Here is a 19,270-nt window from a genome sequence, read left to right on the forward strand (position 1 = left end):
ACGAAAGGCTCCTTCCATGAACCTCACATCAGCCCGGCACCTTGTCAACGGCACCTGGCACACTGCCGGAACCGCAAGGGACGTTACTGATCCGGGCAACGGCAGCACCGTGGGCGAGGTCGCCTGGGGCTCGGCCGGGGACGCCACCAAGGCCGCCGACGCCGCCGCCGAAGCCTTCGGCAGCTGGTCCCGCACCACCGCCCGCCACCGGGCAGACCTGCTCCGCAACGCGGCGGAGCTGTTGGCGGAACGCCGCGACGAAATCGCGCACACGCTGGCACTCGAGGCAGGCAAGAGGCTTCCCGAAGCGCAGGGCGAGGTGGACTTCTCGGTGGAGTACTTCCGCTGGTTCGCCGAGGAGGTCCGCCGCGCCACCGGCACCATCAGCCCACCTGAACTCCGGGGCCGCCGCCACCTCAGCAACCGCAAGCCCGTCGGTGTGGCCCTCAGCCTCACCCCGTGGAACTTCCCCGTCTCCATCCAGGCCCGCAAGCTCGCCGCGATGCTCGCCGCCGGGTGCACCGTGGTGGGCAGGGTTTCCGAGAAGGCCCCGTTGGCTGCGACCGGCCTGTTCGAAGTCCTGAATGACGCCGGTTTTCCCGCCGGCGTGGTGAATCTGGTCCATGGCCCTTCCCGCGAAATCACCGCGGCGCTGATGGCCCACCCGGCGGTCCGTGCCGTAAGTTTCACCGGTTCCACGGGCGTGGGCCGGCAGGTCATGGCGTCGGCCTCCGAGCGCGTGGTCCGGCCCCTGCTGGAACTCGGCGGCAACGCACCGTTCATCGTCTTCGAGGACGCGGACCTTGACGCGGCCGTTGACGGCGCCGTCCTGGGCAGGCTCCGCAACACCGGCCAGTCCTGCGTGGCCGCCAACAGGTTCCTGGTCCAGGACAGCGTCGCCGACGAGTTCGCAAGGAAGCTGGGCGCCCGCTTTGACGCGATGACCATCGGTCATGGCGTTCCCGACGGCGGCGCGCGGGTCCCGGACCTGGGCCCGGTCATCGATGCCGACAGGGTGTCCGCCGTACAGGCGCTGGTGGACGACGCCCTGGGCCGGGGCGCCCGCCGCGTCACCCAGCGCACGGCGGTCCCTGGCGGGGGTGCGTTCATGGCGCCCACCCTGCTTGCCGATGTTCCGGACGACGCACTGTTGGTGACCGAAGAGGTGTTCGGCCCGGCCGCCGGCGTCGTCACCTTCTCCTCGGAGGAGGACGCCATCCGGAAGGCGAACGCCACCGAGATGGGCCTGGCCGCTTACGTGTGGAGCGGCAGCCCGAAGCGCGGCTGGGAGATCCCGGAGCAGCTTGAGGCCGGCATCGTCGGCGTGAACGACCCCCTGCCGTCCGTTGCCTTCGCCCCGATGGGCGGCGCCAAACAGTCAGGGCTGGGACGGGAAGGATCGAGCTTGGGCCTCGAAGAGTTCGAAGAGGTCCAGTACGTGGCCTGGAGACCGTAAATGCTGACCACCGGGCTGGTCCTCGGGGCCGTCGTCATGGGTGCCGGGATGCAGCGGATCACCGGGATGGGCTTCGCGCTGGTGGCGGCCCCGTTCCTGGTCCTGCTCCTGGGCCCGGTGGAAGGCGTGGTGCTGGTGAATGTGTGCGGTGCGGTGACGGCAGGAGCCATTATCTTCCGGGTGCTGCGCGACATCGACTGGAAGCGCTACGTGTTTCTTGCTGCCTCTGCCCTGCTTGGCATCATTCCGGCGGCCTTCCTGATCCGCCTGATTCCAGCGCCGGTGCTGGAGATCTCCATCGGGGTGCTCCTCGCGGCCGGGCTGACTGTTCTGCTGGCACTGAAGTCCGCCACGCTGCCGTCGCGCCGGCGCTACCTGCTGGCCGCCGGCGGCCTCAGCGGATTCATGAACACTGCCGCCGGGGTGGGCGGGCCCGCCGTCAGCATGTACTCGATCGCCACCAATTGGCACCATAAGTCGTTCGCTGCCACCATGCAGCCGTACTTCTTCACGATCGGTACGTTCTCACTCATCTCCAAGGCCATCACTGCCCCCGCGACCTTCCCCGTGATGCCATTGGGCATGTGGGGTGCCGTTGCCGTCTCCTGCCTGGCCGGGCTGGTGCTCGGCGACGTCGCCTCGAAATTTGTTCCGGCCCGGGCAGCACAGAAACTCCTGGTGGTCCTGGCCTATCTGGGAGCGGCTGCCACGATTGTCCGCGGCGTTCTTGAAGCCGCCGGCTGACGCAATATTTTCTACCTACCACGCAACTGAGAGAACTGAGAGGACATGACATGACGTGGCTGAACAGCGCCGCCCACGCACGATGGCTTGAGGCGGAAACCGACCGGTTGGTCCGTTTCGCCGAGGCCTCCAAGGTCGCCACCGGATTCGGCTGGCTCGACAACTACGGCAAGGTATTCGCCGACAAGCCAACCCACCTGTGGATCACCGCGCGGATGACGCACAGTTTCGCCGTCGCCGCCCTGATGGGACGGCCGGGAGCGGCCACGCTCGTGGACCACGGAATTGCCGCCCTCAACGGCGTCCTCCACGACGACGAGTTTGGCGGTTGGTACGCGGAGGTGGACCAGGACGGTCCGGTGGACGACACCAAGTCCGGCTACCAGCACTCCTTCGTACTCCTGGCCGCGGCAAGCGCCGTCGCGGCCGGTCGACCCGGAGCGCGGGAGCTGCTGGATGAAGCGCTGCAGGTCGCCGACACGAAGTTCTGGGACCACGAGGCCAACATGTGCTTCGACTCGTGGAACCGGGACTTCACGGAAACCGAGGCATACCGCGGCGGCAACGCCAGCATGCACTCGGTGGAGGCCTACCTCATCGTGGCTGATGTGACCGGGGAGAACAGGTGGCTCGAACGGGCCCTGCACATCGCCGAGGTGCTCATCCACCGGTTTGCGCGCAACAACAATTACCGGGTGTTCGAGCACTTCGACCCGGACTGGAACCCCATGCCCGAGTACAACACCGATGACCGCGCCAGCCAGTTCCGCGCCTACGGTGGAACCCCTGGCCACTGGGTGGAGTGGGCGCGGCTGCTCCTCCACCTCCGTGCCGGGCTTGAGGCCCGCGGCCTGGACGTCCCGGAGTGGCTCCTCGAGGATGCACGGGGCTTGTTCGATGCCGCCATCCGGGACGCCTGGCAACCGGACGGCCATCCGGGCTTTGTCTACACAGTCGACTGGGAAGGCAAACCCGTTGTCACCACCCGCATCCGGTGGGTACCAGCGGAAGCGATCGGCGGTGCGGCCGCCCTGTACATTGCCACGGGCGAGCAACAGTACGCGGACTGGTATGAGCGGATCTGGGACCACGCCCGCGACTGGTTCATCGACTACGAGCACGGTTCCTGGAAGCAGGAACTCGACGAGAACGGCAATGTCACCTCGACGGTGTGGTCCGGCAAGGCGGATATCTACCACCTGTGGCACTGCCTCGTGGTCCCGCGCCTCCCGCTGGCGCCCGGACTGGCTCCAGCGGTCGCGGCCGGCTTGCTGGACGCACGCCTGAACACGCCGTAACCGGCGCGGAGCAGGGGGTTCGATCCTGTAAATTTAAGGGAGGAATTTGTCCGGCCAGCGAGCCGCTTTCCAACCCCACCCCTTGAATGGACGCACCCCCATGTCTTCCGCGATTTCCGCGCCGTCCCCTGCCCGTTTTCCCTATGCCGCCATGGCGGTGCTGGCCACCATAGCCTTCACTGCCATCACCACGGAGCTGCTGCCGTCAGGGCTCCTTCCGCAGATCAGCTCCGGCCTCGGCGTGTCCGAACCCGTGGCCGGCTACCTCGCCGCCGCGTACGCCGCCGTCATTGTTGTCACCGTGGTTCCGGCGGCGCGGCTCCTGGGGAAAATTCCACGGCATGCGCTGCTCGTCGCGTTGGTCCTGACGTTCGCGCTGAGCAACGCCATGGTGGGGATGGCGCCGGACTTCACCTCGGCGATGATCGCCAGGTTGGTGGGTGGACTGGCGCACGGGCTGCTCTGGACCACCATGGCGCCGTTCGTGGCCCGGGTGGTCCCGGCGGACAAGGTGGGCAAGGCCTTGGCCATCGTGTTCAGCGGCAACAGCCTGGGGTTGGCCATCGGGGCTCCGGTGGGCACCGCCCTGGGCGGGTTCCTGGGATGGCGGGCAGCGTTCCTGGTGCTGGCCGGCTTTGGGCTGGTCCTCACCGTCCTCGCGTTCTGGCTGCTCCCCCGGGTCCGCCGCATTACCGACGCGGCCCGGCCCTCGCTTCGGAAGGCTATTGGCCAGCCCGGAGTAAAGTCCGTGGCCGTCGCCTGGCCGCTGCTCGTGTTGGCCCACTTCGCTCTCTTTACCTACATCGCACCCTTCATCCGCGAGGCGCACCTGCCGGACTACGCCACCAGCCTCTCCCTGACCGTGCTGGGCGGCTCTGGCCTGCTGGGCATCTGGATTGCCGGGCTGACCGTGGATTCGCGCCCGCGCCGGTCCCTGATCGTGACGACGGCGGCCATCGCCGCGTCGATGTTCTTACTCCCCCTGGCGGTAGGGAACCTCCCCGTCGCCCTGGTACTGATGACGGTCTGGGGGGCCGGCCTCGGGGCAATCGGCATCTACAACCAGTCGGCGATCCTCCGGGCCGGCGGTGAATACAGCGAGGCCGCCAACGGGCTGACCGTGCTGACCATCCAGCTGGGCATCACCGTTGGTGCCCTGTACGGTTCGGCCGCCCTGGTGGTGGGCGGCGCGCTGCTGGTCCCCGCCGCGGCGGCGATCCCGGTGGTTGCCGCGTTGCTGATCACCTTTGCCGGGAAGAGGTACGCCTATCCGCCGGGCCCGCGGGAGCGGATCTGGCTGGAGCCACGGCCGGTGAAGGAAAGCGTCACCGACCGTTCCTGACAAACCTGCTTCGAGTGCTCCGTACCAGTCGTTTTCAGCGCCCGGAACGACAACTGCGGAGCAGTCGATGGGTCAGTCGCGGTGCTTGGCCACGGTGAAGAGGAAGGTGGAGTCCTCTTCGGCTGTCAGGCTGTGCAGGCCGGGCGGGACGATCAGCAGGTCCCCCGCCTTGCCCTGCCAGGAGTCTCCACCCGCGGTCAGCCGGATGCAGCCGCGGATCACGAACACCGTGGCGTCGCCGGGGTTCTTGTGTTCGCTCAACCGGGTTCCGGCCGCCATCGCCATCACGGATTGCCGGAGGATTTTCTCGTGGCCGCCGTAAACGGTATCGGCGGCACGGCCGTTGGGGGATGCGAGCGCTGCCTCGAGCTGCTGGCGCGCCAAGGCGTCGACCGATATCTTCTGCATGCGCCCAAGGCTACCCAGTTGCCGTCAGCCTGGCGACCAGTTCCCCGCGGCTGCCCACCCCCACTTTGTCGAAGATGGATTTGAGGTGGTCGTGGACGGTGTGCGGCGAGATAAACAGATGCCGGGAGATATCAGCGTCCGGGCTGCCTGCGATGAGTTCCAGGCAGACTTCCTGTTCCCTCGGGGTGAAGCCGTAAGCAGCCAGGAGGAGGGTCAGCAACTGGCCGGTGGTGGCCGGCTCCACCGTGACCACCATCTGTCCGGGATCGTCCCCGGTGAGGAGCCGGCTCGCCTGAAGGACCACCCAACCGGCGTCGAGGTCCCGCATCCGGGTCCGCGCCGTCCCGGTGCGTGACGCCTTTGCCTGTTCCACCACGGCGTACAGCACCATGCTGAACCGGCCCGGAACCGCGTCTTCGAGTGCCTGGAGCCACGTGGTGGCGGCCGGAGTGGCGGCCCGCAACTCACCACGATCGCCGGCGAGGACGATGATCGGGCCCCCATGCTGGTCCCAGACCGCGTGGTGGGCGCGGGTGGCGATGCGGGTTGCGGCGGCGAGCGCGCCAGTAACCGCTGCCAGGAATTCCACCTCCCGGTCGCTGAAGTCGACCGCCCCATTACGGAACAGGCTGCCCACTCCCCAGCACGACTGGTCCACGCGGAACGCGCCGCGCAGTTCATGCACCAGTCCCAGCGGGCGCAAGAGGTCATTGATCCGGATGCTGCCGGCCACCGCGGGGCCAGGCGCATCCGAAATCCGAGCCACCGGGCGCGGACGCCCCATCAACTGGGCAAAGGTATTCGGCTCGTTCCCTTGATACTCGGATTGGGCGAACCGGACGGCGTACTCGTCGGTGACGGGCCAGGGCCGCCAGTTGGTGACCGAATTCATCACCATCGTGTCGGGGTCGACGCCGGCCCAGCAGGCCTGGTCGAACGGCACCGACTGCCGCACCAGTGCCAGGGCGGCGGCATAGAGGGCGGACAAGTCCAGTCCGTCTGTGGCCAGCGCGGCGATCTCCCGCCGGGCGCGCTCAGCGCGTTCCTCCCACATAGGTTCAGTATCCGGCTCCCCGGGTTCCCGTGGAATCCCCCAATCCGGGGATGGTGCGCTACAGTGCCGCGGCCCTACCCTTCCGGCATGAACATCATGTCCCAGGTCTTTGCGGTGATGGCCGTGGCCATCTACGTGGGCGTCTTCCCGGTGGAGAGTTTCCTGCTCTTGCGCAGCAGGTGGGCGCAGAAGTTCCTCAGCACGCCGCCGGAGAACGTGCCCGCGGTGATGATGTGGGCCATCCCCACCGGGTACAAGAACCTGGTGGTCGCGCTGGGCCTGGCGGCCGGGCTGGTGGCGGTCAACATCGGCGAAACCGTGGTGGGGTACACGTTGGTTGTGTATTGCTGCCTGAACATGGTCCTCACCGCCCCCACCATGCTGCTGGCCGACCTGCAGGGCCACTACCCGAAGCGGTGGGAGAGCGTCCCGGGGACCCTTGCCGCCACCCTTCCCGCCCTGCTCACCTTGCTCTTCCTCCCCCTGGGGCCCTAGGCGACCCGGCCGCCGGGGTTCCGCACGCGCGGCTGGCGGCGAGGAACCGCCCACGCGGCTCCCGGCTCGAGCCAACTGCGTAAAACCCTTGATAGGTGACCATTTAGTCACCTATCATTGGCGGTATGGACGACGTGTTCAAAGCACTCTCCGACCCCACCCGCCGGGACCTGCTTGATGAGCTGTTCCGCGAGGATGGCCAGACCCTGAGTGCGCTTGAGGCGCGGTTCAGCATGACCCGCTTCGGCATCGCCAAGCACCTGCGCATCCTGGAGGATGCAGGCCTGGTGGCCACCCGCCGTCGGGGCCGGGAAAAGCTGCACTTCCTCAACCCGGTGCCCATCCGCCTGGTCCACGACCGCTGGGTCAGCAAATACGCAGAACCATGGGCCGCTGCCCTCAGCGACCTCAAATCCAGATTGGAAACTCCCATGGAAAAGATCTTCGAGATTTACATCAAGACCACGCCGGAACGGCTCTGGGAAGCCATCACCGACAGTGACATCCGCAGCAAGTACCAATTCGGAAACACCATGGAGTCCGACTGGACACCCGGTGGCAAGTTCGTGATGGGCAACCCCAAGGCCGGGGAGGCCCTGGGCGAGGGCGAGAACCTGGAGGTGGATCCGCCGCGCCGCCTGGTCCAGACCATGCGGGCGCTCTGGGGCGAGGACGTCAAGGCCGAGGGCACCTCTAAAATCACCTGGGAGATCGAACCGGTAGGCGACGACTCCTGCCACCTCACCGTTACGCACAGCGACCTGCGCGAAGGGGCCAACGAACAGCTCTACGGCGGCTGGCCGATGATCCTCTCCGGCCTGAAGACCTGGCTGGAAACCGGTGAGAAGCTCACCACCCCCGGTTCGCTGATGTACACCTAGCGACGACAGCCGCCCGGCAGCCCGCACTGGAGCTCCGCGTCCACGCGGCCACCCGCGGGTCTAAGGTCATCTCATGGACAGCGGCACCCTGGTCAACATCGCTCTGGTTCTCAGTTTCGTTCTGCTGGGCGGAGTCTTTGCCGCAGCGGAAATGGCCCTGGTGTCCCTGCACGAGGGCCAGATCCGCCGCATCGAAAAGTCCGGCGAGTCCGGGGTCCGGACCGCCGCCCTGGCGCGGAATCCCAACCGGTTCCTCTCCACGGTCCAAATCGGGGTGACCCTGGCCGGGTTCTTCTCGGCAGCGTACGGCGCCTCGGCGATCGCGCCCGTCGTCGTGCCCCTCCTGGAAGCCCTTGGGCTCGGGGCCGCCGCCGGGCCGGCGTCGTTCGTTGGCATGACGCTGCTGGTGGCCTACCTGTCCTTGGTCCTGGGCGAGCTGGCACCCAAGAGGCTGGCCCTGCAAAACCCCGTCGCCCTGACCAGGATCCTGGCTCCGCCGCTGATCACCCTTTCCAGGGTTATGCGGCCGGTCATCTGGCTGCTGTCCGTCTCCACCGATGCGGTGGTACGGCTGTTCGGCGGCGACCCGCATGCCAAACGGGCAAGCATCACGTCGGAGGAGCTGTGGGACATGGTGGCGGAAAGCGAGGCCCTTGAGGAAAGCAACCGCCACATCCTGGCCGATGTGTTCGGCGCCGGCGACCGGACCCTGCAGGAGGTCATGCGTCCCCGCACGGAAGTGACCTTCATCAACGGGACCACAACGGTCGCTGCCGCCCGCGAAATGGTCAGGGACGGCCCCTACTCCCGGTTTCCGGTGATTGGCAGGACCCCCGACGACGTCCTGGGCTTCGTCCATATCCGCGACCTGATGCCCCGGGGCGAGGCGCAGGACCAGGCGCCGGTGAGGGATATTGCCCGGACCATCCTGGCCATGCCGGGAACCAACAGGGTCCTTCCGTCGCTGTCCCGGATGCGCAAGACCAACCAGCACATTGTCTTGGTGGTGGACGAATACGGCGGCACCGACGGTGTGGTCACGCTCGAAGACCTCGTGGAAGAACTCGTGGGCGAGATCTATGACGAGTACGACACCGGCGCCGAACACGAGGACCGTGTCACCGTTGCCAACGGGTCCATCGAGGTGGACGGCGGCCTGATCCTGCAGGAGTTCACGTCAGCCTCCGGAATCGAATTGCCCGAGGGACGCTATGAGACGGTGGCAGGCTTCATGATGTCCCGCTTGGGGCGGCTGGCGCAGGCCGGTGACCGGGTGCAGGTCCCGGGGTACGTGCTGACGGTCCTCAGCATGGACAAGCTGCGGATTGCACGGGTCCGGGTCACCCCGGTGACGCCGCCGTCGGGTGCCGGCGGGTAAGGCGGCTACGCCTTCTGCTGCCGCCAGAAAACAGAGATCCCGAGCGTCACGGCGCAGAGCACCAGCATGGCCAGGACCATCCGCATCCAGCTGTCCTGGTGCACGCCACCGGACGCGAACACACCGATCATCACGGTAGCGGTGATCGCGCCAACGTAGCGGCACGTCTGGTAGATCCCTGCCGCGACGCCGCGGTCCTGCGGCCGGGTGGAGACGAACATGCCTTGGTTGGTGGCGATGCTGACGGTTCCGTAGGGAATCCCCATCAGCGCGGTCAGGACCGCCACGAAGGGGATGGCCAGTGTGCCGGTCAGCAGCCACATCAGTGCCGCCACAAGCGTCAGGAGGACGACGCCGGCGAGCAGCACCCGGCGCACACCGAACCTTCCCATCGCGGAGACCGCCCACGGGGTGGCCACCACCGACATCCCGGCAAGGGGCAGCATCAAGAGGCCCACGACGCCGGGATCATAGCCGCCCGCCTCCTGCAAGAGCTGCGGCAGGCCGAAAAAGACGAAGTAGTAGACGCTGCTGAACACCGCGAACGCCAGGTAAACGAGCATGAGGGGCCTGTTCCGGCCCAGCAGCCGCAGGTCCAGGAACGGCTTGGCGAACCGCAGCTCCCGCCAGGCGAAGAGGGCTGCCACAACCGTGCCGGCGGCCAGCATCCACCAGCGGTAGTCAGGCGCCACATTCAGCGCCGCCATCATGACCAACAGCAGGGCACCGATAAAGCCTGCGATGCCCGGAACATCCGAGTCCCGCACCAGCTGGGCCACGCTGCCGCGCTCGCGGACCTGGTCCGCAGGTGCGGCCTGCCGCACGATCAGCAGCGCCGCCACCGCCAGCGGAACATTAATCAGGAACAGCGACTGCCAGCCCACGAAGCCCACGAGCAAACCGCCGACGACGGGCCCCACGGCAGCTGCCGACGTGTTCGCCATTTGGAGCCGGCCCAGCGGCCGGGCCGAGTCCACCTTGGCCCGGTGCGCAATCGCCCCCACCATCACCACGGCGCTGGGGTACGCGGTGGCCGTGCCCAGTGCCATGACCGCCCGGGCCACGCAGAGCAAGGCAAAGTTCGGGGCCAGCGGTGCCAGGGCGCAGGTAACGGCCACCAGCCCCATGCCCAGCATGAACATCCGTCGTGGCCCAAACCGGTCCGCCAACCTGCCCATCACCGGCTGGCCGGCCGCAGAAGCAAGGTAGAAGGATGTGACCACCCAGGTGACGGCCGCAACGTCGAGCCCGAAATCGGCGCGCAGCACCACCAGGGCCACGGCGATCATGGAGGAGTTGAGCGGGTTCAGTGCCGTGCCCAGGCTGAGGCCTGCGACGGCCAAGGCAGTCCGTGGGTTGTTGCTCACGGTAACAGTCTGGCCCAAAGCGCTCACTGAGGGCGAGTCGGCGGACCACGGCGCGGGCGTGGCGTTGGCTACCTGCCCGCCACCCCAACCGGGAACAATGCATCCTCAACGGCCCGGGTCAGGTCCCGGATCACCTCGGCCTGCCCGTCATCGGCCACGCCGTCCCGGTTTTCCGTGTAGATCACCAGGGCGAAGGTCGAGCCGCGGTAGCTCAGCAGTGCGGCGTCATGCAGTTCGCCGGAGAGCTCACCGTATTTGTGGTGGACGTCGATGCCTGCCCTGGAGCCGGCGGGAATGAGGTCTTCGTTGTTGGTGTCCTGCATGTAGCTGAGCAGTTGGGCGGTGTTGTCGGCGTTGAGCAGCTCCCCCGCGTACAGCTTTTTCAGGATCAGGGCCATGTCCGCCGCGGTCAACAGGTTCTTTTCGGGGTCGTAGGTAACACCGATGGAGGCCGCGTAGGCAATCAACTGGGGGTACCCGACGGCGTCAATCAGCAGCTGCCAGGAGTCGTTGTTGCTGTCGTTGACCATGGCTTTGAGCTGGAAAGCGGCGTCGTAGTCGCCCATGGGCTCATCCAGGGCCGCCTCCCCCTTTTCCACCAAGTGATAGTAGGCAGCAGCTGTCAGGATCTTCGCCGTGCTGGCCGCGGTGAAGGCGTCCGCATCGCCGAACGTGCGTTCCGCGCCGCCGGACACGTCCGCGAGCGCCAGCCCGATCCGGTACTGGTCCGCCTCGCTGAGGATGGTGTCCACGCTGTCCTGCAGGGACTCCGGGGCTGCCGCAACGGGTGCCGGCGCCGCCACAGGCTGGGTGGGGGCCACGGAACCGGTCGGCGGCTCGGACCGGGCTACGGCAAGGGCGATGGTTCCCGCGATGACCAGTATGACGGCAAGGGCCAGGATGACCAGCGTACGGATGCCCTGGCCCCTCCCGGGGGCCGGCTGGGCGGGCGGTGTCGGCGGAGCGGCGCGGCCTGGTGTGGGCACCTGTGGGTGCTCGGACATACAAGGGCTCCTGTCCCGCCTCGGCAATGACAAACAACGTCAGCGCGGCGTTGAGCCGCGCTGACAGATGCGATTAAATCACCGGAGTTTGGGAGCTTCCTGAAGACTTGCGGTGTGTTCCACCGGACCGCCCGGGCGGCCCACAATCAACGTTTGGGGCGCCCGGGGCTACGCCCGGGCCCTGGCCGAAAGGGCGGTTTCGAGGAATTCCAGGTGCGCCGGAGCCACGGCCACCACACTGTCCGAGTACTCCGGGTGCTTGGCCACGAACTTCTTGATGAACGGGCAGACCGGGACAATGCCCGTCCCGGCCTCCACCGTCGCGTCCAAGGCAGCCGCGGCGAGCTTCCCGGCCAGGCCCTGCCCGCCGTATTCCTCGTTGATCACCGTGTGGTAGAAAATCCGCTGTGGTGACGCGCCGCCGTCGTAATCCTGGTAGGCGGCCTTGCCGATCACGTTCCCGCGGTCGAGGATCTCGAAACGGCTGCGCTCGGGGTTGTGGCGGACGGTGATATCACTCAAGGGAAACTCCTTCGTTGCGGTCGTGCTGCCCGTGCAAAGCCTAACCCGGCCCGGGCAGCACATATTTCCGCCTGAGAGGAGTCCCTCGTGGCATCACCGTCCGCCCACGGCTCAGCTCAGGTAGCCGTTCGGATTCAGGACGTACTTGGTGGCCGCGCCGGCGTCGAACTCGGCATAGCCCTTGGGCGCGTCTTCCAACGGAATCGCCTTGGCGTTGACGTTCTTGGCAATGTGCACCCGGTCGTTCAGGATGGCCATCATCAGCTGCCGGTTGTACTTCATGACCGGGCACTGGCCCGTGGTGAAGCTCAAGGACTTGGCCCAGCCGGTGCCCAGGCTCAACGACAAGGCACCCTTCTTGGCGGCCTCGTCGATGCCGCCCGGGTCGCCGGTGACGTACAGGCCGGGGATGCCAAGGGCCCCGCCGGCCGCCGTGAGCTCCATCAGGGAGTTCAGGACCGTCGCCGGTGCCTCCTTGGCGTCGTGGCCGTGCCCCTTCGCCTCGAAGCCGACGGCGTCCACACCGCAGTCCACCTCGGGGATGCCGAGGATCTGCTCGATCTGGTCCTTCGGATCACCCTTGGACAGGTCCACCGTCTCGCAACCGAAGCTGCGCGCCTGGGACAGCCTGCCCTCGTTCATATCGCCCACAATGACGACGGCGGCACCCAGCAGGTGCGCGCTGGTGGCGGCTGCGAGGCCCACCGGGCCGGCACCCGCAACATACACCGTGGATCCAACACCCACCCCGGCCGTGACCGCGCCGTGGAACCCGGTGGGGAAGATATCCGAAAGCATGGCCAGGTCCAGGATCTTCTCCATGGCCTTGTCCTTGTCCGGGAACTTCAACAGGTTCCAGTCGGCGTACGGCACCAGCACGTAGTTCGCCTGGCCCCCTACCCAGCCGCCCATGTCCACGTAACCGTAGGCGCTGCCGGGACGGTCCGGGTTCACGTTCAGGCAGATGCCGGTCTTGCGCTCCTTGCAGTTCCGGCAGCGGCCGCAGGCGATGTTGAACGGCACCGAGCAGAGATCGCCCACCTTGATGAATTCGACGTCGCGGCCTACCTCCACCACTTCGCCGGTAATCTCGTGGCCCAGGACCAGGTTCGGCGGAGCCGTGGTGCGGCCGCGGACCATGTGCTGGTCCGAACCACAAATATTGGTGGCGACTGTCTTGAGGATGACCCCGTGGTGGACGGGGCGCCCCACGTTGGCGGGGTTGACCCCGGGCCCGTCCTTGAGTTCGAACGTAGGGTAGTCAATATCAATTACCTCGACCTTGCCGGCTTCCTTGTAGGCAACGGCTTTGTTCCCTGTCATCTATCGCTCCTGTAGTCAGGTCCGTCCGGTGGGACGGCAGTGATCTGGGTAGGTTGAAAAACCCCGGACATGGGACCCGCCCTGCTCCACTGGCGATTCCTGATGAATATCAGGGGCAGGTTCCCGGCGTGGGGTCCGCCCAGTCTAGGCAGGCCCCCGGGAGCGGTCTAGGGGTAGGTGCCCCCTGTTTGCCGGTGCAACTGTCTATCGACGCGTCCCCAAGGGGAAGCGCCTATAGTGGCGTACGCGACACCCACCGGCTTCCGCGCAAACAGGCGGGCCGGCTGCCCCTAAGGCAAGTTCTACCGTTGAGGAGAACGGCATGAAAACACGCACTATTGGACAATTGACTGTTTCCGCCCTGGGCCTTGGCTGCATGGGCATGAGCGAGTTCTACGGCGACGGCGACGAGCAGGAATCGATTGCCACGATCCACGAGTTCCTGGACGCCGGCGGGTCGCTGCTGGACACGGCGGACATGTACGGGCCCTTCACCAACGAACAGTTGGTGGGCCGCGCAATAGCGGGCCGGCGCGATGACGTGGTGCTCGCCACCAAGTTCGGCAACGAACGCCGCGAGGATGGTTCCTGGGTGGGCATCAACGGCCGCCCCGAGTACGTCAAGTCGGCCTGCGACGCCAGCCTCCGGCGGCTGGGCGTGGACCACATCGACCTCTACTACCAGCACAGGGTGGACAAGACGGTTCCTATCGAGGACACGGTGGGCGCCATGGCGGAACTGGTCCAGGCCGGAAAGGTCCGGCACCTCGGTTTGTCCGAGGCATCGGCGGACACCATCCGCCGGGCGCACGCGGTGCACCCGATCACGGCGCTGCAGACCGAATATTCGCTGTGGGAGCGGGAGCCGGAAACCAAGGTGTTTCCCGTGCTCGACGAGCTGGGAATCGGGTTCGTGCCGTACAGTCCGCTGGGCCGCGGGTTCCTGACGGGTCAGATCCGCAGCGTGGACGACTTCGCCGACGACGACTTCCGCCGGCATTCGCCACGGTTCCAGGGCGAGAACTTCACCCGGAACCTTGAGCTCGTGGACCGGGTGAAGGAACTGGCCGACCACAAGCAGTGCACTCCCGGCCAGCTGGCACTCGCCTGGCTGCTGGCACAGGGTGAACATATTGTCCCGATCCCAGGCACCAAGAAGCGCGACCGGCTGCGCGAGAACCTGGGCGCGGTGGAAGTGGAGCTCAGCGCCGATGAGCTGCGGCTGCTGGACGAATTGGCCCCCGCAGGGTCGACAGCGGGCGCCCGCTACCCGAACATGTCCACTATCGACACCTGAGACATCCGGTGTCAGCAAAGGAGAAACCATGACAGTCAACGACGACGAAGCCCAGGTGCTGGACCAGTGGACCCACCGGCTGGCGCAGGCACTGCAGATCCTGGACCTCGACGTGGACCAGGAGCTGTTGCTGGACCTCGCCCGCAAATCCGCCGACAACGTGATCCATGCGGCCGCGCCCATCACCACGTTCCTGGTGGGGTACGCAGCGGCGCTGGACGCGGGGACGGGCAGCGCCGGGAGCCGTGAGGCGGCGTCGGCTGCCGTGGCCAAGGCGGCCCGGGTCGCCCTGGGCCTGGTCGACGACGGCGCGCACGGCGGGCCCGCCGGCCGCGGCTGGGCGGACACGGGACAGTAACCGGCCACGGCCCGCAGACTCCCCGCCATATGGACACATCCCCTTCGCGTGACGCAGGGAAAAGTCCAAACGGCGGGGAGTCGCTCGTTCGCGTGCCGCCGGGGCACGGTCAGCTGGGTTTCGACAGGCCCACAACCTGTCAGCCTGCGGCGGCGGGCTCCTCTTCCAGGACTTTCACAGGCTCAAGGCGGACGATGACGGCTTTGGACGCCGGGGTCTGGCTTCCCTCCGCGACGCTCTCCAACGGGACCAGGACGTTGGCCTCGGGGTAATACGCTGCGGCGCAGCCCTTGGCGGACGGGTAGGACACCACCCGGTAGTTGCGCAGGACCCGGGCCACGTTGTCCTTATAGACGCCGTGGATGTCCACGTGTTGCCCGTCGGCGAGGCCCAGTTCGGCAAGGTCCACGGGGTTGACGAACACCACCTCGCGGCCTTTCTTGATGCCCCGGTAGCGGTCGTTGTTGCCGTAGATGGTGGTGTTGAACTGGTCGTGCGAGCGCATGGTCTGCAGGATGAGGGTTCCGGCAGGCCGGTCAACGTGTTCGAGTTCGTTGACGGTGAGCATGGCCTTCCCGGTTGGGGTGTTGAAGGTACGGGAATCCCGCGGACCGTTGGGCAGCACGAACCCGCCCTTTTTCCTGACTTTGGTGTTGTAGTCCTCACAGCCAACCACCACGCGGGCGATGTGGTCCCGGACGAGGTCGTAGTTCTTTTCGAACCCGGCCCAGTCCGCTGACGTCCGGTCCCCCACCGTGGCGGCGGCAAGCCGGCACACGATGGCAACTTCGGAGAGCAGCCCGGGGGCCACCGGCTCCACGACGCCATGGCTGGCATGGACGGCGCAGACAGTGTCCTCCACCGAGACGAATTGTGGGCCGGAGTCCTGCCGGTCGATCTCGGTCCGGCCCAGGGTGGGCAGGATCAGGGCCTCGGCCCCGGTCACGGCGTGGGAGTGGTTGAGCTTGGTGGAGATTTGGACGGAAAGTTCAGTGTTCTCCATGGCCGCTTCGGCGGCCTCGGTGTCTGAAATGGCGCCCACGAAGTTGCCGCCAAGCCCTACGAAGACTTTGACGCCGCCGTCGCGCATTCCACGGACGGTCTGGACTGCGTCCAGGCCGTGGTCGCGCGGCGGCTCAAACTGGAACTCCCGACCAAGGGCGTCCAGGAAGGCCGGCGGCATCTGTTCCCAGATTCCCATGGTCCGGTCGCCCTGGACGTTGCTGTGGCCGCGGATGGGCGAGGCGCCGGCACCGGGCTTGCCGATGTTGCCGCGCAGCAGGAGCAGGTTGATGATCTCCTTGATGGTGGCAACGCCCTTTTTCTGCTGGGTAATGCCCATGGCCCAGGTGATGATCACCTTGTCCGCCGCCAGGTAGCGGGCCGCCAGTTCGTCGATTTCCTCAGACCGCAGGCCGGTGGCTTCCAGCACCGCTGCCTCGTCCAGGTGGGCCAGGTGCGCCCGCAGTTCCTCGAGACCGTAGCAGTGTTCGGCAAGGAATGCGTGGTCCAGGACTTTACCGGGGTTGGCGGCCTCGGCGTCGAGCACGCGCTTGGACACCGCCTGGAGCAGCGCCATGTCACCGCCGATGCGCACCTGCAGGAACTGGTCGGCGATTTGGGTGCCGTGGCCGATGATGCCCTTGACCTTCTGCGGGTTTTTGTAGCGCAGAAGTCCGGCCTCGGGCAGCGGGTTGACAGCGACGATATGGCCGCCGGCTTCCTTGGCTTCTTCCAACGCCGTCAGCATCCGCGGGTGGTTGGTGCCCGGGTTCTGGCCCATGACGATGATCAAATCCGCCTTGCCGAAGTCATCGTAGGACACGGTGGCCTTGCCCACGCCGATGGTCTGCCCCATGCCCCACCCCGAGGATTCGTGGCACATGTTGGAGCAGTCCGGGAGGTTGTTGGTGCCGTAGGCGCGGATGAACAGCTGGTACAGGAAGGCTGCTTCGTTCGAGGTGCGGCCGCTGGTGTAGAACGTGGCCTGGTTGGGGTCCGGGAGGGACTTGAGCTTGTCAGCCATGATCTGGAAGGCGCGCTCCCACGTCACCGGGCGGTAGTGGTCCTCCCCCGCAGCCTTGTAGACGGGCTCGGTGAGCCGGCCCTGCATGCCCAACCAGTATTCGGACCGCTTCCGCAGTTCGCTGACCGGATGCTCTGCCCAGAATTCGCTGCCGACCACCACCGGGGTCGCCTCCCAGGTGACGGCTTTGGCACCGTTTTCGCAGAACTCGAACGTCTTGCGGTGGCCCGGATCAGGCCACGCGCAGCTCATGCAGTCGAAGCCGTCCTTCTGGTTGAGGGCCAACAGGGTTTTCCGCGACCGTTCCACACCCATGTGCTGGACCGCCGGCTGCATCGAGTGGTAGACGCCCGGAACTCCCGCGGCCCAGGTCTTGGGGTGGCCGGTCACCTCGAGATCGGACTCTTCCGGTTCTTCGACCTTCGGGTTTTCGCGCGCCACAACATGCTCCTTGTTCGCCGGCTCCCGGAAGGACCGGCTGGATTGGCGGATATGTCACTCCACAGTTGTTGAGCATTCCCGTGAAGTCAAGCACCAGGGCCCTGGCGTAGGCTGGTTCCCACGGCTGAAGCAGGCGGCCATTGTTTCCTTCCGTGCGGAGCCCTTTCTTCATGTCCGACGAACCTGCCCTTCGCGCCCTTGCGGCCTCGTCCTTCTCCCTGGGCAACCTTCGGGAAGGCCAACTGGCCGGCATGGCCGCCCTCACCGGGGGCCGCGACGTCCTGGCCGTCATGCCCACGGGGTACGGAAAGTCCGCCATCTACCAGGTCGCAGCCCTGCACCTTCACAACCTCACCGGGCGTCCCGCCGTCGTGGTTTCTCCGCTGATCGCCTTGCAGGAGGACCAGCGTGAATCGCTGGTTGCGGATCTGGGGCCGGATGCCGCCGTCGCCATCAATTCCGCACACAGCGACGCCGACGTCCACGCCGCCTGGCAGTCGGTGGAGGACGGCAGGGCCGTGTTCGTGTTCCTGGCCCCGGAGCAGCTGGCGCGGCCGTCAACGGTGGACCGGCTCAAGGCTTTGGATGTGTCCCTGTTCGTGGTGGACGAGGCCCACTGCGTCTCCTCCTGGGGCCATGACTTCCGCCCGGACTACCTGGGCCTGGGCACGGTCCGGGAGCAACTGGGCAACCCGCCCGTGGCCGCGCTGACCGCCACGGCTTCCCCTCCGGTGCGCGATGAGATCGTGGAGCGGCTGGCCATGAAGGACCCGCTGGTCCTGGTCCACGGCTTCGACCGGCCCAATATCAGCCTGGCTGTGGTCCGGCACCACAAGGACAAGGACAAACGCAAGGCGGTGATGGGGCAGGTGGCGGACCTGGCCCGGACGGGAAAGGGCCTCCTGTACGCCGCCACCCGGAAAGACACCGAAGAGTACGCGGCGCGGCTGGCGGCAAAGGGGCTGCGCGCCGAGGCTTACCACGCCGGCCGGCGCGCCGCGGACCGGGAACGCACCCACGAGCTGTTCCTGCATGACCAATTGGATGTGGTGGTGGCCACGACTGCCTTTGGCATGGGCATCGACACGCCGAATGTCCGCTTCGTGGTCCATGCCGACATTCCGGAATCACTCGACGCCTACTACCAGGAGATAGGCCGCGCCGGCCGCGACGGAAACTCCGCGGCCGCCGTGCTGCATTACCGATCGGAGGACCTGGGGCTGCGGAAATTCTTCAGCAGCCGCTCGCCCGATCCCGGTTCGCTGCTGGCGGTCCTGAAGGTCCTCAAAGCCGCCAAGGCTCCCGCGCCGAAGTCATCCCTGGCGGAACTGACGGGCCTCCCGGCCCGTCGCATCACGGCGCTGGTCAACCTGCTGGAAGAGATCGGTGCCGCAAGCAGCGGGAAACGTGGAGTCCGCCTGACCTCCAAGGCCAAACCGGCAGCGCTGGTGCAGGACGCCGTGGAGCTCGCCGAAGCCCGGCAACGCGTGGACCAGTCCCGGCTGGGCATGATGCGCGCCTACGCCGAGGCGGACGGCTGCCGGCGGCGGTTCCTGCTGGGCTACTTCGGCGAGGACATGCCTGAACCGTGCGGAAACTGCGACGCGTGCACGGCGGAAGTCCACCGAGCAGCTGCGCCTCCGGCCGGCAAGGACACGGACGACGACGGCGGTCCGGCGTACAGCGCCGGTGCACCGTTCCCGCCACAGTCCGCAGTGGTGCACAAGGAGTGGGGGCCGGGCCTGGTGATGCGGGAGGAGGGGGACGTCATCACGGTGCTGTTCGAACAGGAGGGGTACAAGACGCTGTCGCGATCCGCCGTCGTGGAGCACCATCTCCTGAAGCCCGCTTAGGTAGGCTGGGGTAACCTCCGACG

At 66.9% G+C, this 19,270-nt stretch carries 17 protein-coding genes; 10 read left to right on the top strand and 7 right to left on the bottom strand.

The genetic code is table 11. From position 1 onward, the window contains the following. The first annotated feature begins 16 nt into the window (after positions 1-16). The 4 genes from DFO47_RS17505 (at position 17) to DFO47_RS17520 (ending at position 4,840) form a co-directional block, all read left to right on the top strand. Positions 17-1,456 carry an NAD-dependent succinate-semialdehyde dehydrogenase gene (locus DFO47_RS17505; protein ID WP_133832462.1) on the top strand — a complete coding sequence of 480 codons (1,440 nt, stop codon included), beginning with the start codon at positions 17-19 and terminating at the stop codon, positions 1,454-1,456. Then, the gene (locus tag DFO47_RS17510; protein WP_133832463.1) at positions 1,457-2,200 is read left to right on the top strand and encodes a sulfite exporter TauE/SafE family protein; all 744 of its coding nucleotides are present in this window, start codon (positions 1,457-1,459) and stop codon (positions 2,198-2,200) included. Positions 2,201-2,250: 50 nt separating this feature from the next. After that, positions 2,251-3,498 carry an AGE family epimerase/isomerase gene (locus DFO47_RS17515; protein ID WP_018762260.1) on the top strand — a complete coding sequence of 416 codons (1,248 nt, stop codon included), beginning with the start codon at positions 2,251-2,253 and terminating at the stop codon, positions 3,496-3,498. Between the two features lie 100 nt (positions 3,499-3,598). Beyond that, positions 3,599-4,840 carry an MFS transporter gene (locus DFO47_RS17520; RefSeq protein WP_133832464.1) on the top strand — a complete coding sequence of 414 codons (1,242 nt, stop codon included), beginning with the start codon at positions 3,599-3,601 and terminating at the stop codon, positions 4,838-4,840. A gap of 72 nt (positions 4,841-4,912) precedes the next feature. Here DFO47_RS17520 and DFO47_RS17525 read toward each other — a convergent pair whose 3' ends face one another. Both DFO47_RS17525 and DFO47_RS17530 read right to left on the bottom strand, forming a co-directional pair. After that, a complete protein-coding gene (locus DFO47_RS17525) occupies positions 4,913-5,248 on the bottom strand; it encodes a cupin domain-containing protein (RefSeq protein ID WP_018762258.1) in 336 nt (111 codons plus the stop codon). 10 nt (positions 5,249-5,258) lie between these two features. Next, complete coding sequence (locus DFO47_RS17530; RefSeq protein ID WP_133832465.1) at positions 5,259-6,302, bottom strand: helix-turn-helix transcriptional regulator; 1,044 nt, start codon at positions 6,300-6,302, stop codon at positions 5,259-5,261. Positions 6,303-6,389: 87 nt separating this feature from the next. Between DFO47_RS17530 and DFO47_RS17535 the strand changes: the two genes are divergently transcribed. The 3 genes from DFO47_RS17535 to DFO47_RS17545 all read left to right on the top strand — a co-directional run bounded on the left by DFO47_RS17535 (position 6,390) and on the right by DFO47_RS17545 (position 9,056). Continuing rightward, complete coding sequence (locus DFO47_RS17535; protein WP_026264716.1) at positions 6,390-6,797, top strand: DUF1304 family protein; 408 nt, start codon at positions 6,390-6,392, stop codon at positions 6,795-6,797. Positions 6,798-6,922: 125 nt separating this feature from the next. Then, entirely contained in the window at positions 6,923-7,678 is a 756-nt protein-coding gene (locus DFO47_RS17540; RefSeq protein WP_018762255.1) for a metalloregulator ArsR/SmtB family transcription factor, read from the top strand. A 73-nt stretch (positions 7,679-7,751) separates the two neighbouring features. Continuing rightward, positions 7,752-9,056 (top strand): hemolysin family protein, encoded by a 1,305-nt coding sequence (locus DFO47_RS17545; RefSeq protein ID WP_133832466.1) that lies wholly within the window; start codon positions 7,752-7,754, stop codon positions 9,054-9,056. Positions 9,057-9,061: 5 nt separating this feature from the next. On the opposite strand, the gene DFO47_RS17550 is transcribed toward DFO47_RS17545, so the two are convergent. From DFO47_RS17550 to fdhA, 4 genes are all read right to left on the bottom strand, one after another. Further along, complete coding sequence (locus tag DFO47_RS17550; RefSeq protein ID WP_026264715.1) at positions 9,062-10,423, bottom strand: MFS transporter; 1,362 nt, start codon at positions 10,421-10,423, stop codon at positions 9,062-9,064. Between the two features lie 68 nt (positions 10,424-10,491). Further along, the gene (locus DFO47_RS17555; RefSeq protein ID WP_133832467.1) at positions 10,492-11,427 is read right to left on the bottom strand and encodes a serine hydrolase; all 936 of its coding nucleotides are present in this window, start codon (positions 11,425-11,427) and stop codon (positions 10,492-10,494) included. 168 nt (positions 11,428-11,595) lie between these two features. Then, the gene (locus tag DFO47_RS17560) at positions 11,596-11,949 is read right to left on the bottom strand and encodes a GNAT family N-acetyltransferase (protein ID WP_133832468.1); all 354 of its coding nucleotides are present in this window, start codon (positions 11,947-11,949) and stop codon (positions 11,596-11,598) included. A gap of 111 nt (positions 11,950-12,060) precedes the next feature. Next, positions 12,061-13,272 (bottom strand): formaldehyde dehydrogenase, glutathione-independent, encoded by a 1,212-nt coding sequence (gene fdhA / locus DFO47_RS17565; RefSeq protein ID WP_018762250.1) that lies wholly within the window; start codon positions 13,270-13,272, stop codon positions 12,061-12,063. Between the two features lie 322 nt (positions 13,273-13,594). Here fdhA and DFO47_RS17570 point away from each other — a divergent pair, with 322 nt between their 5' ends. Both DFO47_RS17570 and DFO47_RS17575 read left to right on the top strand, forming a co-directional pair. Then, positions 13,595-14,569 carry an aldo/keto reductase gene (locus tag DFO47_RS17570; RefSeq protein ID WP_133832469.1) on the top strand — a complete coding sequence of 325 codons (975 nt, stop codon included), beginning with the start codon at positions 13,595-13,597 and terminating at the stop codon, positions 14,567-14,569. Between the two features lie 28 nt (positions 14,570-14,597). After that, complete coding sequence (locus DFO47_RS17575) at positions 14,598-14,927, top strand: DUF6457 domain-containing protein (protein ID WP_018762248.1); 330 nt, start codon at positions 14,598-14,600, stop codon at positions 14,925-14,927. A gap of 139 nt (positions 14,928-15,066) precedes the next feature. Here the strand turns inward: DFO47_RS17575 and DFO47_RS17580 are convergent, their stop codons facing one another. Further along, positions 15,067-17,394 (bottom strand): FdhF/YdeP family oxidoreductase, encoded by a 2,328-nt coding sequence (locus DFO47_RS17580; RefSeq protein ID WP_133832470.1) that lies wholly within the window; start codon positions 17,392-17,394, stop codon positions 15,067-15,069. 170 nt (positions 17,395-17,564) lie between these two features. Here DFO47_RS17580 and DFO47_RS17585 point away from each other — a divergent pair, with 170 nt between their 5' ends. Beyond that, positions 17,565-19,247: a RecQ family ATP-dependent DNA helicase gene (locus DFO47_RS17585; RefSeq protein WP_133832471.1), complete on the top strand. Its 1,683-nt coding sequence runs from the start codon at positions 17,565-17,567 to the stop codon at positions 19,245-19,247. Positions 19,248-19,270: the final 23 nt, after the last annotated feature.

The organism is Arthrobacter sp. AG258 (assembly GCF_004364695.1).
GTDB lineage: Bacteria > Actinomycetota > Actinomycetes > Actinomycetales > Micrococcaceae > Arthrobacter.